Raw genomic sequence first — 15034 nt, 5'->3', positions numbered from 1 at the left:
GACGAAAGTCCCTGTGAGAGTAGGACGTTGCCAGGCAAACAAAGCACAACCTGATTAGGGTTGTGCTTTGTTGTGTTGTCCTAAGTAACTAAAGGCTGGTAAATAAAACAAAATAGAATCCCTCAGAATACATATTATTAATGTTTAATTTTTTGATAGTCAAAAGAAAAGACATAAATGTATCTTCTGTGATAAGATAAATTTTATCCAAATGACATGAAGTGAGTTTTAATATAGAAGGAAGTGCTTATATTGTCTAGTACCTTTACAGTAGACGACAATATTTTAAAAGATTTACGTGCAGATTGTGCAAATTGCTTTGGTTTATGCTGTGTAGCTTTACCATATTCTAAATCAGCTGATTTCGCCTTTGACAAAGACGGAGGAACTCCTTGTCGTAACCTGCAAACGGATTACCTATGCGGTATACATAAGGACCTTCGGAATAAAGGATTTCGGGGCTGCTCGGCTTATGAATGTTTTGGAGCTGGACAAAAGGTATCAAAAGTAATATATAGAGGTATTGATTGGCTCTCGAACAAAGAAATAGCGCAAGAAATGTTTGATGTTTATCCGATTGTACAGCAACTCCATGAAATGCTTTGGTACTTAAATGAAGTACTAACAATTGATGCAGCTAAATCAATTCATAAAGAAGTAAAACAAATTATTAAAGATACAGAAAATCTAATCAATAAGAGTCCAAAGTATATTCTTAGTATTGATGTTGCCGACCATAGAGCAAAGGTAAACAAGTTACTCATTCATGCAAGTGAATTGGTTCGTGCTCAAGTACCTAAAAGTAAAAAAAACACAAGACGGGGAATGGATTATTTAGGTGCAAAGTTAAAAGGTGCGGATTTAAAGGGAGCAAATCTAAGAGGTGCTTTACTTATAGCTGCAGATCTTAGGAACGCTGACCTCCGATGGAGTGATGTCATCGGCGCTGATTTTAGGGATGCGGATATTAGCGGGGCTAATCTAACTGGGAGTATCTTTCTTACTCAAGCTCAAGTAAACGCAGCAAAGGGGAATAAACATACAAAATTACCAGCACCATTAGTGACACCAGCCCATTGGCTGCAAGGAAAATAGGTTCTAGGAATCAATCCATTCTATACAAAAGGTTATGTTGTTATTCGTTGTTGATTTTCATATAGCCTTAAGAATACATAGGCGGAGATTTTCCGGCTATTGTATTTAGAGGAAGCTTATGAGTCAAATATAAGCGGAGAAATTCCAGTTAATTGCTAAAAATAAGACGGAATCCAAGGTTTTTGATCCAATAAGTGGAAAAACTCCTTTTATTTTTAAGTAAATTTGGGTATTTTTCAAAATAAACAGAAATCCTCCGCTTATTTTCCAAAAGCACAGTAAAATCAACATTCAGCTTTAACAGAGCCATACAAAAAGGAAACATACTTGAATTTTTAATATAAGTAAGCCTAAAATATAAGAACGGAAAGTTTACAACGATAAAATAGGATAAGTAGGGAAAACACATGATTGCAAAAACAGAAGAAGATTTTAAAGCATTGAAAGAAATCGGCAAAATCTGTGCCGAAATTAGAGATGAATTAGTACAAAGAACGGTACCTGGCATAACTACAAAGGAACTAGACGATATAGCTGGACAACTTTTCGAAAAAGCTGGTGCCATTTCTGCGCCAAAGGGTGAATATGATTTCCCCGGCTACACATGTATAAGTGTCAATGAAGAAGTGGCACATGGCATTCCAGGTAAAAGGGTCATTCAAGAAGGTGACATCGTAAATATTGATGTCTCCGGTTCAAAGAATGGTTACTTCGCTGATACAGGTATTTCATTTGTGGTAGGTGAAGGAGAGGCGATATTAACAAAGATTTGTGATGTCGCAAAATTGGCTTTTGAAGCAGGCTTGAAGAAGGCAAAACCTGGCTCTAAGAAGAGTGGAATTGGAAAAGCTGTCATCCAAACAGCACGTCAGCACGGATTAACAGTCATTATGAATCTAACTGGACACGGAATTGGCCGAAGAATTCATGAAGCTCCAGATCATATCTATAATTACCATGATACATGGGATGACGAACTTTTAAAGGAAGGCATGGTAATCGCATTCGAGCCCTTTATCTCAACTAAAGAGGAAGAAGTTTTTCAAGTTGAGGGCGACGATTGGACTTATGTAACAGAAGAAAGTTTTGTTGCGCAGTACGAGCATACCATTATTCTTACGAAAAATGGACCAATCATTACAACTCTATAATATAAGATCAAGTGCCTGCTTATGTGCAAGGCACTTTTTTTATCAAAAAAATGCGGATCCCTAAGGGTCCGCACATTTTTTTATTCCTTTTTAAAATTTATGGTGCTTCTAACTGTATTTATTGGACGTACGAGTCTTTCGATTTGGTCTCGTTTTGCTTCAAAGAATGGAGGTAACGAAAGTTTCTCACCAAGAGTTTCGTAAGGTTCGTCTCCCATAAATCCAGGACCATCTGTTGCAAATTCAAATAGAATTTGAGGTGCTACCCGAGAATATAAAGAGCCGAAAAAGTATCGATCAACAAATCCGGATGTCTGGAATCCGAAGTTACGCATATGTTGATCCCATTCCTCTAAAACGGAACGATTTTCAACTCGAAACGCTGTGTGGTGAACTGTACCGAATCCTTGCAGAGCCTGTGGTAAAACCGCATTGTGCTCAACCACTACCTGTGCACCATTTCCTCCTTCGCCTGTCTCAAATAAATGAAAGGCTCCTTCTTGGTCAATCTCTTTAAACAGTAGGACTTTTTCCATCATTTCTTTAAAGTAATCAAAATTAGCCACTCGTACGAAAATAGGACCTAACCCGGTAATTGCAAATTCCAATGGAATTGGACCATTTTGCCATGGTACACCTGAAGCAACCCCATCATTATTTTCATCGGAAATTAATTGGTATTGTTGATCATCGAAATCAACAAACGATAACGTTTTTTTACCAAATTGCTCTTTTATTCCGGTATGGGTAACGTTTAATCGGTCAAAGCGCTTCAACCAATATTCGATAGCTGCATCACTTGGAACACGGAAGGAAGTTTTTGAGATTTCATTTGTTCCGTGCACGCCTTTTGGAATACCAGGAAAATCGAAAAATGTCATATCAGTACCTGGGCTGCCGGTGTCATCAGCGAAAAACAGGTGATAGGTTTGTATATCATCTTGATTTACTGTTTTTTTAACAAGACGCATTCCCAATACATAAGTGAAAAATTCATAATTCTTTTCGGCACTGCTTGTTATAGCTGTTACATGATGTATCCCTTTTAAATGGTTCAAAAGAATTCCTCCATTTTGTATATCTTCTTTTATTTTTCCCTTAAAATCCAAGACAATCAAAGGTTAAGAGGATATTTAATATCTTGAAATCATTTATCTTTAATTCAAGGTAAATATATCATGGATCATAATTGCTGTCAAATTTACCTCCTTAATTCGTTCTTAAATTTATCACATTTATAAAGTTTATTTCTGTACCAATGATGTTAATCACAAACAGACTTTTTAAAAGGTGTTATTTTATGTATGAGATTAATAATCAATTGCATAATTCATACAGCAATATGCGAAGGAGAATCCCTATGAGTGAATTAATTAATAACCGTGAACAATTAACGAAGGACCCAAATAATCGACAAGCTATCCTAAAGCAAATTTTCAAAGACCTCCACGATGGAAAAAATGTAAATGAGGTAAAAGCGCATTTTGATGCATTTATTGGAAAAATTACAATTGAAGAAATTTCACAGCTGCAGCATGATTTTGGTGATCTTTCAGTAGAAGAAATGCACCGGTTACATGCAAAACATACAGAAATATTTAAAGGGGCAATCGAAGAAGTTGATAAAACAAGTAAGCCAGAGGAACAACCAGGCCACCCGATACACACATTTGTATTGGAAAATAAAGAGTTAGATAAATTGGTTAATACTCAACTACAAGTACATTTAGATCAATTTGAGATGGAAGATAGTCAAGAAAATGTACTTTTACTTATGGAAGATATCAATTTATTGCTTGATATTGATAAGCATTACAGCCGGAAAGAGAATTTAATCTTCCCTTATTTAGAAACATACGGCATTTATGGCCCAACAAACAACATGTGGCGGATTAACGATTTTATACGAGATGGTATTAAAGACGCAAGAAAAAAATTAGCTTCTTATCATGGGGAGAAACAGGCTGTCATTGAAGTGATTAAATTTGTAATTCAAGAAGTTATTACCATGATTTACAGAGAAGAAAACATACTCTTCCCTATGGCTTTAAGCAATTTTACCGAAGATGAATGGGTGAAAATTGCACGAGAAAGTGACGAAATTGGATATTGTTTAATTGCACCAAGAGAGGTATGGAAGCCTGAAAGACATGCCTTGGATGAGAAAGCCATCTCTGAAGGATATATAAAAATGGAGACAGGAATACTATCTTTAAAACAGCTGGAATTACTCTTAAACCATTTGCCTGTAGATCTCACCTTTATAGATCAAGATGATGTGGTTCGTTACTTCTCACATGGTAAAGAAAGAATTTTTGCTCGTACAAAAGCAGTTATAGGTCGTACCGTTCAAAACTGTCATCCCCCAAGAAGTGTACATGTGGTGGAGGAATTGCTGGCAGACTTTAAAGCAGGCAGGAAGGATACAGAGGACTTCTGGATTAAGTTTCGTGATAAATATGTATACATTCGTTATTTTGCGGTTAGAGATGAAAGTGGTAATTACATTGGAACACTAGAATTTACACAAAATATTGATCCTATTAAAGCAATAGACGGTGAGAAAAGGATCATGTCATAGTCTTAAACATATTAGACAATTTGTTAAATACATGTATTTTTAAACAGCCTAAACCAAATACTATAACTGATATTCCTGTAATATCGCGTATCAGAGTATCCTATCCTAACTATTGAGGTGATTCTTTGTGAGTACTCAAAATTTGGATCCACACTCTCTGAAGTTTTTCAAAAACTCGACACGGCCTAAGCGTGCTAGTTCTCAAGTTAATGGAGAGACAAGAATTTCTCAACATACCATTATCGCTAAATCAAATGCAAAGGCACATAGGTGGTAAAGGATACATCTGGGAAAAAGAGAGAAGACGAATCGGTCTTCTTTCTTTTTTTATTCTACTATTTTATATCAAGTGAAAAATACATAAAATGGAATAATAATTTAGTGGTAATTTTTATATATTAAAAAATTGAATTGAGCAGATTTATTAATAATACCAAAGAAAGCGCTTTAATTTTTATAAAAAATAAAAAGTTCTGAAATATTGAAATAATATACTAGACTAGCAATGAAAAAAGTACTACAATAACTTATGTTAATTAATTTAGGAAGTAAACAAAACGTGGGGTTAAGTAAGATACTAAACTATGAATATTAGTATCTGAAAATTCAAACAAAGGGGGAAACACCATGAAAAAGAAATTAGCTAGTGTGTTTATGGCTTCTACTATCTTTGCTGGGGTGCTGGCAGGATGTGCAGGAGGAGCGAAAGAAAGTTCAGGGGGCGGCAATTCCGATACCATTAAGCTGGGTGTGAATTTGGAGCTTTCCGGTAATGTTGCGTCCTATGGGGAATCAATGGCAAAAGGGATTGAAATGGCTGTTGATGAAATCAATAAAAATGGCGGAGTAGATGGTAAAAAATTTGATGTAGTGAAAGTCGATAATAAATCTGAAGCAGCAGAGGCGACAAACGGTATTATCAAATTAACAAGCCAAGACAAGGTAACGGCTGTTATTGGAGCAGCAACTAGCGGTAATACAGTTGCACAGGCTCAGATTGCAAACGATACAAAGACTGTTCTTATCGCTCCAGGAGGGACAAGCCCAACTGTTACTGTGGATGAAAAAGGGAAAGTTAGAGAATTTGTATTCCGTACTTCTTTCATTGATCCGTTCCAAGGGACAGTTGCTGCAAATTTTGCTTTAGATACGTTAAATATCAAGGACGCTGCAATTTTTGCTGACAACTCTAGTGATTATGCGAAAGGTTTATCAGACGCTTTCAAGGAAACTTTTGAAGCAGCAGGCGGAAAAGTGGTTGCAGAAGAAGCGTATGTAGCAAAGGATACAGATTTCCGTGCAACATTAACTCGAATTAAATCAAAAAATCCATCATTCATTTTTATCCCAGGATATTATGAAGAGGTTGGCTTAATTGTAAAGCAGGCACGTGAATTAGGAATCGATGTTCCATTAGTGGGTGCCGATGGCTGGGATTCTCCTAAGTTAGTTGATTTAGCAGGAGCGGAAGCATTAAATAATACTTACCTAATCAATCATTACTCATCTGAAGATCCAGATGAAAAGGTACAAAACTTTGTAACAGCATTTAAGGATAAGAACAATGGTGATGCACCTAATGCCTTCAATGCACTTGGCTATGACACAGTTTACTTCTTAGCGGATGCCGTTAAGCGTGCTGGAAGCACAGATTCAAGTAAGATTCAGGAAGAATTAGCGAAAACAAAAGATTTAAGCCTTGTTACAGGAGTAGTAACGATTGATGAAAATCATCATCCAATTAAAACAGCTACGATTTTAGAATACAAAGATGGTAAACAAGTGTTTAACACAAAAGTAAATCCTTAAAAATACTAGTTAAGTAGAATGGAAGGATACTCCTTCCATTTTACTTTTATTAAGAACTATTTATGGAAGAAAAAGGAGTGAGAACATGGAGTGGTTACAACAATTGATAAACGGAATTTCACTCGGAAGCATCTATGCCTTAATCGCATTAGGCTATACCATGGTTTATGGAATCATAAAACTAATTAACTTTGCTCATGGTGATGTTTTTATGGTAGGTGCGTTCGTAGGGTTTTATGCGATTAAGGGATGGGGGCTGGGCTTCTTTCCAGCATTATTATTATCAATGGCCTTTTGTGCTGTATTTGGTGTATTGATCGAAAGAATTGCTTATAAACGTCTTCGAAATGCGACTAGAATTGCAGCCTTAATTACAGCAATTGGAATGTCATTGCTAATTGAATACGGAGTGATTTACGCCCGAGGAGCCCAGCCTGAGGCGTACCCTGAGAATGTTTTACCGAGCACTACATTTAACTTGTTTGGTGCACAAATTAATAGTCAGTCCCTTTTTATCTTAGCTGTGTCACTTGGCCTTATGATAATTCTACAAATTATTGTTCATCGTACTAAGGTCGGTAAAGCAATGCGGGCAGTGTCACATGACATAGATGCAGCGCGATTAATGGGTATTAATGTAGACAGAACCATTTCCTATACATTTGCGATTGGTTCTGCACTTGCTGGAGCAGCTGGTGTCATTTTTGGTGTTTATTACACAAAAATCGAGCCGCTAATGGGAATTATCCCTGGATTAAAGGCATTTGTTGCGGCGGTATTAGGTGGAATTGGAATTATCCCAGGAGCCATGGTTGGCGGACTTATTTTAGGGGTTGTTGAATCGATTGTAAGTGCCTTAGGCTTTTCCTTATGGAGAGATGCAGCAGCGTTTATCATTTTAATCCTTATTCTATTCTTTAGACCAACAGGCATCTTTGGTAAAAATACAAGAGAGAAAGTGTAGGTGAGATAGACAGATGAAAAAAGCAAATAAATTCTGGCTATTTCTCATTTTAGCAGGCGTTATCTATGGAATTGGCCAAGCCTTAATTCAAACAGGCATATTAAATGCTTTTTATAGCAATATGTTAACCTTAATGATTATTAACATTATTTTAGCAGTGAGCCTTCACTTGGTCATTGGGATTACTGGACAATTTTCAATTGGACATGCTGGTTTCCTTGCTGTTGGTGCCTATGTTTCAGCAATAATAACGATGAAATTTGAACTGCCGTTCGTGTTAGCGATCATCATTGGAGGAATTGTAGCAGCATTAGCAGGACTGCTTGTTGGTATACCTACTTTAAGATTACGAGGAGATTACCTGGCTATTGCAACATTAGGCTTTGGTGAGATTATTAGAATTGTCTTCCTAAATATTGAGTATGTTGGCGGCGCTGCTGGAATGATGGTTTCTAATATGACAACATGGACAAGCGCATTTGTATGTCTTGTCATCACGATTCTCGTAATATCGAATTTTACCAACTCGCGTCATGGCAGAGCGTGTATAGCGATTCGGGAAAATGAAATTGCGGCAGATGCAATGGGAATTAATACGACATTTTACAAAGTTTGTGCTTTCGCCATTGGTTCATTCTTTGCCGGAATTGCCGGCGGCTTGTTTGCTCATAATTTTTACATTATTCAGCCGACTAATTTCGGTTTCTTAAAATCATTTGATATTTTAATATTCGTTGTTCTAGGCGGACTTGGCAGTTTATCGGGTTCCGTGATTTCTGCAATATTATTAACAATTATCTCAACATTCTTGCAGCAATATCCTGAGACTCGAATGATTATTTATAGTGTGGTATTAGTGGTAGTCATGCTTTACCGTCCACAAGGGTTAATGGGTACCCGAGAGATTACAGATTTCTTTGGAAAAAAGAATAGTGCGAAAGGAGGAATTTAACATGGGAGCGCTGCTGCAGGTTAAAAATGCTGGAATTCAGTTTGGCGGTCTAAAGGCAGTTTCAGGATTTAATATGGAACTAAAACAGGGTGAATTGGTAGGTTTGATTGGCCCGAATGGAGCAGGGAAAACAACGAGCTTTAATTTGTTAACGGGCGTATATGTACCCACAGAGGGTGACATTTTATTCGATGGCAAAAGGTTAAATGGACTTGCACCCTACCAAGTAACACGTAATGGAATCAGCCGTACGTTTCAAAATATCCGGCTTTTTAGCGAATTATCTGTTTTAGATAATGTAAAGGTGGCTTATCATTCTTTAGCGAAGCATTCTATATTAAGCTCCATCTTTCGTCTCCCTTCCCATTTCTCAGAGGAAAAGGTAATGGAAGAAAAATCTCTAGAGTTTTTAAAGATTTTTCAATTGGACCGTTATAAAGACGAAAAGGCCAAGAATTTACCCTACGGTCAGCAGCGTAGATTGGAAATTGCCAGGGCATTGGCAGCAAGTCCAAAATTATTGCTGCTCGATGAACCTGCTGCTGGGATGAACCCCCAGGAAACACATGAGCTGATGGAATTAATTGCTTTTATTCGAAAACAGTTTGATTTAACCATTCTCCTCATTGAACATGACATGGCCTTGGTTATGGGGATTTGTGAAAGAATTTATGTGTTAGACCATGGACAACTGATTGCGGAGGGAACACCGGATGTGATTCGTAATCATCCAAAGGTGATCGAAGCCTACCTAGGAGAGGAAGTGACAGGCACCCATGCTTAAAGTGAATGATATTGATGTTTTTTATGGAAATATTCATGCTCTTAAAGGTGTTTCCTTAGAAATCAATGAAGGGGAAATTGTGACGTTAATCGGGGCAAACGGAGCAGGGAAAAGTACCTTGCTTAAGACTTTGTCTGGGCTCTTGAAACCAAAATCAGGTTCAATTGAGTACTTAAATCGTTCGATTGCAGGCAAGGCTCCGCAGTCTATTGTCAAGGTGGGTATTTCTCATGTACCTGAGGGACGTCGTGTATTTGCAAATATGAGTGTAGAGGAAAATCTGGAATTAGGTGCTTATTTAAGAAAAGATAACGCCGGAATCCGCAATGATATTCAAAGCGTTTACGAACTTTTTCCAAGACTGCAAGAACGCCGGAAGCAATTATCAGGAACATTATCTGGCGGTGAACAGCAAATGCTGGCGATGGGAAGAGCGATAATGGCTAAGCCAAGGCTTCTATTACTCGATGAGCCGTCGATGGGACTGGCTCCGTTAATGGTAAAAACGATTTTTCAAATCATTGAGAAAATCAACCAAGATGGAACAACAATCCTGCTGGTGGAACAAAATGCGAATATGGCATTATCCGTAGCAGACCGTGCCTATGTTATTGAAACTGGCAGGGTCGAGATCTCTGGAACAGCAGCAGAGTTACAGGCAAGTGAAGAAATTAAGAAAGCTTACCTTGGAGGCCTATAGGATTAGAATGGTATAAAATATTAGAAAAGTATTGTAACAAAAAATGATATTTGTGTAACTCTAAACTCCTTTTAAGCGACTATTAAGGTAATACGATTAAAAGGAGTTTTTTAATTATGCTATACAAAAAGTTGATGATAATTCTATTAGCAGCTGGCATTTTAAGTGCTTGTGGATCGGGAAATGATACAAACCAGAACGGCGAAGGTGTGAAAGAAGAGAACCGTGAGGAGAATCCAAAGCAAAATGATATTGTTGCAAGATTCCACCCATCCATTGAAACAAAAGAAGATAACAATTCTATCATTATAAATTATAAAGTGAAAAATTTATCGGGAGAGCCTCAAAAACTGTCGTTCCTTACAGGACTTCAAGCTGATTACATTATCTATGATGAAAAAGGAAAAAAGATTAAACAATATTCTGAGGAAGTCATGGCTACACAGGCAATCAGCGAGATGACAATAGAGAATAATCAAGAAATTCAAAACTCGTTTGCCATTTCTGACCTTTATAATGGCACTTACAGGATTGAGGTGTTTTTAACAGCAAAGGAAGAACAGGCAAAGGTGGTAACAGATTTAATTGTTGAAAAATCCTTATATAACAAAACTTCAGGAATCCTTGTTGGTCAAATGGATCCCCATACTGTTGAGGTTGATGTTAAGGGCGAAAAGGTAGCATTTCAATTAACTGAAGAAGCCATTGGTCAATTGCCATCTATGAAAGATGGCAGTGAAATTACATTTATCTTTACAGAAAATGAAATACAAAAGACGATTGAGCGATTTTTGTTGGGAAACTAACTATAAGAAGGGCACGCTAAGCTGCGTGCCCTTTCATATTACCAAAATTGACTCTTAAGCTGCCTTCCAGCCAGATACGTCATCTTCCAGAGGCAGATTATTGGCTCTTGCCTTTTTTGCGGCACGGAAAAATAACCCGATTAGTATAGCTGCACCAATAAAGCCGCCGATCCAAGAAGTATTCATTGATAAGCCAAATCCAATTTGTGCATTTAATATATACGTTATAACCATCACTAACATGAAGGAACCTGGCACTAGGGCAACATAGTAATTTTTCCTAGCAATATACAAATACATGGCACCGACAAAGAGGGCTATTACGGCCGTAGCCTGGTTGGCCCAGCTGAAGTACCTCCATAATAAGTTAAAGTCAATTTGTGTTAGAATAGCTGAAATAACGAATAATGGCACTGCAATCCATAAACGACTTGAAAATTTCTTTTGAGCAATGTTTAGGTATTCAGCAATAATCATACGCGCACTGCGGAATGCTGTGTCCCCAGATGTGATCGGCAGTACAACTACTCCAAGAACAGCAAGTGTTCCGCCAATCGCTCCAAGCATAGCAGTAGATGCTTGGCTGACAACCGCACCAGGCCCGCCTGCAGCTAAAATGTCATTTAATCCATTGTAGCCATTGAATAAGCTCATTCCTGCCGCTGCCCAAATCATGGCGATGATTCCTTCTGTGATCATCATCCCGTAGAAAATTTTACGTCCTTGTTTTTCATTTTGTGTAGTACGTGAAATAATCGGTGTTTGTGTCGCATGGAATCCGGAAAGTGCGCCGCATGAAATTGTAAAAAATAACAAAGGTAAAATTGGTGCATTAGCAGGGTGGAAATTAGTCAATGATAATTCAGGTATGGGTGCCCCCGTAACAACCATGCCAATTCCTACTCCTAAAGCACTGATTAAAAGCAATGCCCCAAAGTATGGATAAAGACGGCCTATGACTTTATCAACTGGCAGGAGTGTTGCTGCGATATAATAAATGAAAATGGCTGTGATGATAATCCCTAAGGCAATTTTTCCATCCATTAAAACATGAAGCAGGCTGGCTGGAGTTGAAACAAATACCGTACCTACTAACAACAGAAGCAGGACAGCAAAAGCATTTACTACATGCTTCATTACTTTTCCTAAAAATTTACTCGCAAGCTCTGGTAAATGTGCACCTCGATTGCGAATAGAAATCATCCCCGTTAAGTAATCATGGACTGCTCCTGCAAAAATACAGCCAATGACAATCCAGATAAAGGCTGCCGGCCCATAAAGAGCTCCCATTATAGGTCCAAAAACCGGCCCAGTTCCAGCAATGTTTAATAATTGTATTAAGGAATTTTTAGGTGTACTCATCGGGACATAATCAACGCCATCATTATTAACATAGGCGGGCGTTGCTCGGTCTTCCTTAACTCCAAACATTTTTTCAATAAATTTACCATAAGTGAAATAACCAATAATTAAAAGTGCGATTCCTGCTAAAAAAGTATACAAATTCTACTCCTCCTTTTTCAATTGATGAATACGTTTTCAATATTAGTTTAAAAGACTAAGAGGAGGAAAAGAGCAATTCTAGATTAAAAGGTAGAAAAACAAGGATATCATGCACGTCAGCTGTATTAAGATGCAAAACGATTTAGAATAGCTAAAACCTATTGGTTATATTTCTAATCTAGACCTTAATGATTTCACATAATTCCTGCTGACCGATAGCAATTCTTTCCTTCCTTCAATCTCCAGCTGATAAGCACCGTTAAACCATGGCGACAAACGATTAACCATGTCTAAATTAACAAGAAAGCTCTTGTGAATTCTAAAAAATCCATAGTTTACTAGTCTGCTTTCAAGATCTTTAAGCGGTGTCTTGGTCTCAAATTCACTTGTTTTTGTAATGATTTTTGTTATCTTATCGTCTCTGACAATATAGAGGATCTCTTTTGGTTCTAAATAAATAATTTCACCATCTGCCTCGACAGCGAGCTTTGCTGAAGGTTTTCCAATATCTTTTTCCATTGGTGTCGCTAGGTTTTTCTCGATACGGTTAATGGTTTCCTGTAATTGTTCTTCATCATAGGGTTTTAAAAGGTAATCAATGGCGTTATATCGAAAGGCTTCCGCTGCAAATTGTGGATAGGCGGTAGCAAAGACAACCAATGGAGCTTTTTTTAGTTCCATCATTGCTTTAGCAGTATTCATACCATTCATTTTTGGCATTTCTACATCCAAGAAGACCACATCAGGGTGCAGTTGTATCGCATTCATAATGGCGGATTCACCAGATTCAGCTTCACCAACCACTTTTATACCTGGAAAGCCTCCTAATAGATGTTTTAATTCATCACGGCTGTAAGGTTCATCATCCACTATGAGTACTCGAATAGATGTTTCCATTTAACTTACCTCCTCACATGGGACAGAAAAACAAATTTCGGTTCCTTTATTTAGCTGACTCTTGATTTGAAGTCCTGAAGAGTTACCATACATAATTGTCAGCCTGCGGTTAACGTTGTATAAGGCTAGGCCGTTTCCTACTTCTGAAGAGATTGGAGTTTTACATATTTGATTCGAGCGCTCCTCACTCATTCCACTTCCGTTATCCTCTACCTTTACAAAGGCTGCCCGATTTTGTTTATGAATACTGATTTTTACTATGCCGTCTCTTTCGGTATCCTTCATACCATGTTTAATTGCATTCTCAACAATTGGCTGAAGGGTGAGTGGAGGAATCGTCTCCAAAAGGGCGCATTCCTCGATATCATAAACGACTTTCAATTTATCTGTAAATCTAGCTTCTTCAATTGCTAAATAAGCTTTCACATGCTTTAATTCCTGTTCTAAGGTTGTTACGTTTTGAGTGGTGACAGATAAATTCTGGCGCAAGAAATGAGACAATGAGACAAGCAGTTTTCTTGCCTTAGCAGGGTCGACGCGAACAAGTGAAAGAATGGTATTTAGCGTGTTAAACAGAAAATGCGGGCTGATTTGTGCTTGAAGCGCCTTGATTTCTGCTTCCCTGGCAAGTTGATACGACTTGTCAGCATCAGCGAGTTCAAGCTGATTACTTAATAGTGAACTGAGTCCCGCAATCAGTTCCATTGTAACAGGGGTGATTTCTTTCTCGGTACGAAAATAGAACTTAAGAGTCCCAATGATTTCTCCTCTTTGCTTTAAAGGTGCGATTACAGCGGCACCGAGTGGACAGCCATTAACTCGGCAGTGTATAGAATGCTGGTTTGCTATTATGATCTCTCCCTTGTTAATGGCCTCCATCGTAATTTCGGTTTGAATGGGACTATCTGAACGATGATGATCATGACCAAGTCCAACATGAGCTAATATTTCTGAAAGGTTTGTCATTGCTACTGCTCGTGTATTCAGTTCATTATGTAAAATATGGCAGACGATTTTAGCAGAATTGGTAGTAAGTCCGTTTCTTAGATAAGAAAGGGTTTTTTCAGCAATTCTTAATGTCTTTTGAGCCTGCATGGCGCCCGCTTTTTCTTCTTCATTAATAACACTTTTAATAATAAGAAGAAATAGTGCACATCCCAATCCGTTTGCGAGAATCATTGGCATTCCAATGATTTCTACTAAGGTCCACGCCTTTTCTAGTGGACGGGCAAGAAGGAGTATGACTCCCATTTGCAGCATTTCTGCAAGAGCACCAATGAAAAAAGCTTTCTTAAGTTTAACTATTTTATTTTTTCGATAGAACACTCCCGAAAGAACCCCTGCGATAATAGTGGCAAGACCACAGGCTATCCCTGTGAAGCCTCCTAAGGTAAAACGGTGAATTCCCGCAATTAATCCTGCACCAAGTCCGACTTTATAGCCGCCAAGGAGACCGGCCAACACAACTCCGATTACTCGTGAATTGGCAATCGCCTCATCGGCATTCAAATCCGAAGTCCACCGGCTGATTTCTAGGTTATTAGTGCTGAGTGTCAAACCAGAATACGTCCCAATAATCCCGAAAAAACCAAAGAAAATAATCGCAGTCAACTGCTGTCTATGATTTAATTTCTCTTGATAGATCATATCGCGAAAGAAGGGAAACCTGGTCAAAATAAAAGCAATCATCACAAGTATCCCTAACCGTTCGACCATGGTAATCAACAACGTCAACATGTTAAATCCCCTTTTTGGGTTTAGTTTCAACTAGTCTATATTCGTATTTATTATA

General features: G+C 37.9%; 14 protein-coding genes. 10 read left to right on the top strand and 4 right to left on the bottom strand.

Going from position 1 to position 15034, the window contains the following annotated elements; genetic code table 11:
* The first annotated feature begins 252 nt into the window (after positions 1-252).
* Positions 253-1095, top strand: coding sequence for a pentapeptide repeat-containing protein (locus SFC47_RS14360; protein WP_411254973.1), 843 nt, complete (start codon positions 253-255; stop codon positions 1093-1095).
* Between the two features lie 407 nt (positions 1096-1502).
* Entirely contained in the window at positions 1503-2246 is a 744-nt protein-coding gene (map, locus tag SFC47_RS14355; RefSeq protein WP_411254972.1) for a type I methionyl aminopeptidase, read from the top strand.
* A gap of 80 nt (positions 2247-2326) precedes the next feature.
* Here map and SFC47_RS14350 read toward each other — a convergent pair whose 3' ends face one another.
* Positions 2327-3304 (bottom strand): ring-cleaving dioxygenase, encoded by a 978-nt coding sequence (locus SFC47_RS14350; RefSeq protein WP_411254971.1) that lies wholly within the window; start codon positions 3302-3304, stop codon positions 2327-2329.
* A gap of 302 nt (positions 3305-3606) precedes the next feature.
* Between SFC47_RS14350 and SFC47_RS14345 the strand changes: the two genes are divergently transcribed.
* The 8 genes from SFC47_RS14345 (at position 3607) to SFC47_RS14310 (ending at position 10842) form a co-directional block, all read left to right on the top strand.
* Complete coding sequence (locus SFC47_RS14345) at positions 3607-4827, top strand: DUF438 domain-containing protein (RefSeq protein ID WP_411254970.1); 1221 nt, start codon at positions 3607-3609, stop codon at positions 4825-4827.
* A gap of 127 nt (positions 4828-4954) precedes the next feature.
* The gene (locus SFC47_RS14340) at positions 4955-5104 is read left to right on the top strand and encodes a YpzG family protein (protein WP_221826301.1); all 150 of its coding nucleotides are present in this window, start codon (positions 4955-4957) and stop codon (positions 5102-5104) included.
* Between the two features lie 350 nt (positions 5105-5454).
* Positions 5455-6636 carry an ABC transporter substrate-binding protein gene (locus SFC47_RS14335; RefSeq protein ID WP_411254969.1) on the top strand — a complete coding sequence of 394 codons (1182 nt, stop codon included), beginning with the start codon at positions 5455-5457 and terminating at the stop codon, positions 6634-6636.
* An 85-nt stretch (positions 6637-6721) separates the two neighbouring features.
* Positions 6722-7600 (top strand): branched-chain amino acid ABC transporter permease, encoded by an 879-nt coding sequence (locus tag SFC47_RS14330; protein ID WP_411254968.1) that lies wholly within the window; start codon positions 6722-6724, stop codon positions 7598-7600.
* Positions 7601-7613: 13 nt separating this feature from the next.
* The gene (locus SFC47_RS14325; RefSeq protein WP_411254967.1) at positions 7614-8552 is read left to right on the top strand and encodes a branched-chain amino acid ABC transporter permease; all 939 of its coding nucleotides are present in this window, start codon (positions 7614-7616) and stop codon (positions 8550-8552) included.
* Position 8553: 1 nt separating this feature from the next.
* Positions 8554-9336, top strand: coding sequence for an ABC transporter ATP-binding protein (locus SFC47_RS14320; RefSeq protein WP_411254966.1), 783 nt, complete (start codon positions 8554-8556; stop codon positions 9334-9336).
* The gene (locus tag SFC47_RS14315) at positions 9329-10036 is read left to right on the top strand and encodes an ABC transporter ATP-binding protein (RefSeq protein ID WP_411254965.1); all 708 of its coding nucleotides are present in this window, start codon (positions 9329-9331) and stop codon (positions 10034-10036) included. Before SFC47_RS14320 ends, SFC47_RS14315 begins: the two co-directional genes overlap by 8 nt.
* Before the next feature lie 134 nt (positions 10037-10170).
* Positions 10171-10842, top strand: coding sequence for a BsuPI-related putative proteinase inhibitor (locus SFC47_RS14310; protein ID WP_411254964.1), 672 nt, complete (start codon positions 10171-10173; stop codon positions 10840-10842).
* 54 nt (positions 10843-10896) lie between these two features.
* Here the strand turns inward: SFC47_RS14310 and SFC47_RS14305 are convergent, their stop codons facing one another.
* The 3 genes from SFC47_RS14305 to SFC47_RS14295 form a co-directional block, all read right to left on the bottom strand.
* A complete protein-coding gene (locus tag SFC47_RS14305; RefSeq protein WP_411254963.1) occupies positions 10897-12345 on the bottom strand; it encodes a carbon starvation CstA family protein in 1449 nt (482 codons plus the stop codon).
* 165 nt (positions 12346-12510) lie between these two features.
* Positions 12511-13242: a LytR/AlgR family response regulator transcription factor gene (locus SFC47_RS14300; protein ID WP_411254962.1), complete on the bottom strand. Its 732-nt coding sequence runs from the start codon at positions 13240-13242 to the stop codon at positions 12511-12513.
* Entirely contained in the window at positions 13243-14979 is a 1737-nt protein-coding gene (locus SFC47_RS14295) for a LytS/YhcK type 5TM receptor domain-containing protein (protein ID WP_411254960.1), read from the bottom strand.
* Between the last annotated feature and the right edge of the window lie 55 nt (positions 14980-15034).

Source organism: Neobacillus niacini (assembly GCF_046591715.1).
Taxonomy (GTDB): domain Bacteria; phylum Bacillota; class Bacilli; order Bacillales; family Cytobacillaceae; genus Neobacillus; species Neobacillus niacini_L.
Note: the sequence above shows the minus strand (reverse complement) of the source record. Positions and strands in the feature narration are given on the sequence as shown.

What these genes read in the sequence shown, in the direction of transcription:
- SFC47_RS14295 (WP_411254960.1), bottom strand. Translation starts at nt 14,979, where the DNA reads ATGTTGACGTTGTTGATTACCATGGTCGAACGGTTAGGGATACTTGTG.
- SFC47_RS14325 (WP_411254967.1), top strand. Translation starts at nt 7,614, where the DNA reads ATGAAAAAAGCAAATAAATTCTGGCTATTTCTCATTTTAGCAGGCGTT.
- SFC47_RS14300 (WP_411254962.1), bottom strand. Translation starts at nt 13,242, where the DNA reads ATGGAAACATCTATTCGAGTACTCATAGTGGATGATGAACCTTACAGC.
- SFC47_RS14315 (WP_411254965.1), top strand. Translation starts at nt 9,329, where the DNA reads ATGCTTAAAGTGAATGATATTGATGTTTTTTATGGAAATATTCATGCT.
- SFC47_RS14320 (WP_411254966.1), top strand. Translation starts at nt 8,554, where the DNA reads ATGGGAGCGCTGCTGCAGGTTAAAAATGCTGGAATTCAGTTTGGCGGT.
- SFC47_RS14335 (WP_411254969.1), top strand. Translation starts at nt 5,455, where the DNA reads ATGAAAAAGAAATTAGCTAGTGTGTTTATGGCTTCTACTATCTTTGCT.
- SFC47_RS14330 (WP_411254968.1), top strand. Translation starts at nt 6,722, where the DNA reads ATGGAGTGGTTACAACAATTGATAAACGGAATTTCACTCGGAAGCATC.
- map (WP_411254972.1), top strand. Translation starts at nt 1,503, where the DNA reads ATGATTGCAAAAACAGAAGAAGATTTTAAAGCATTGAAAGAAATCGGC.
- SFC47_RS14310 (WP_411254964.1), top strand. Translation starts at nt 10,171, where the DNA reads ATGATAATTCTATTAGCAGCTGGCATTTTAAGTGCTTGTGGATCGGGA.
- SFC47_RS14345 (WP_411254970.1), top strand. Translation starts at nt 3,607, where the DNA reads ATGAGTGAATTAATTAATAACCGTGAACAATTAACGAAGGACCCAAAT.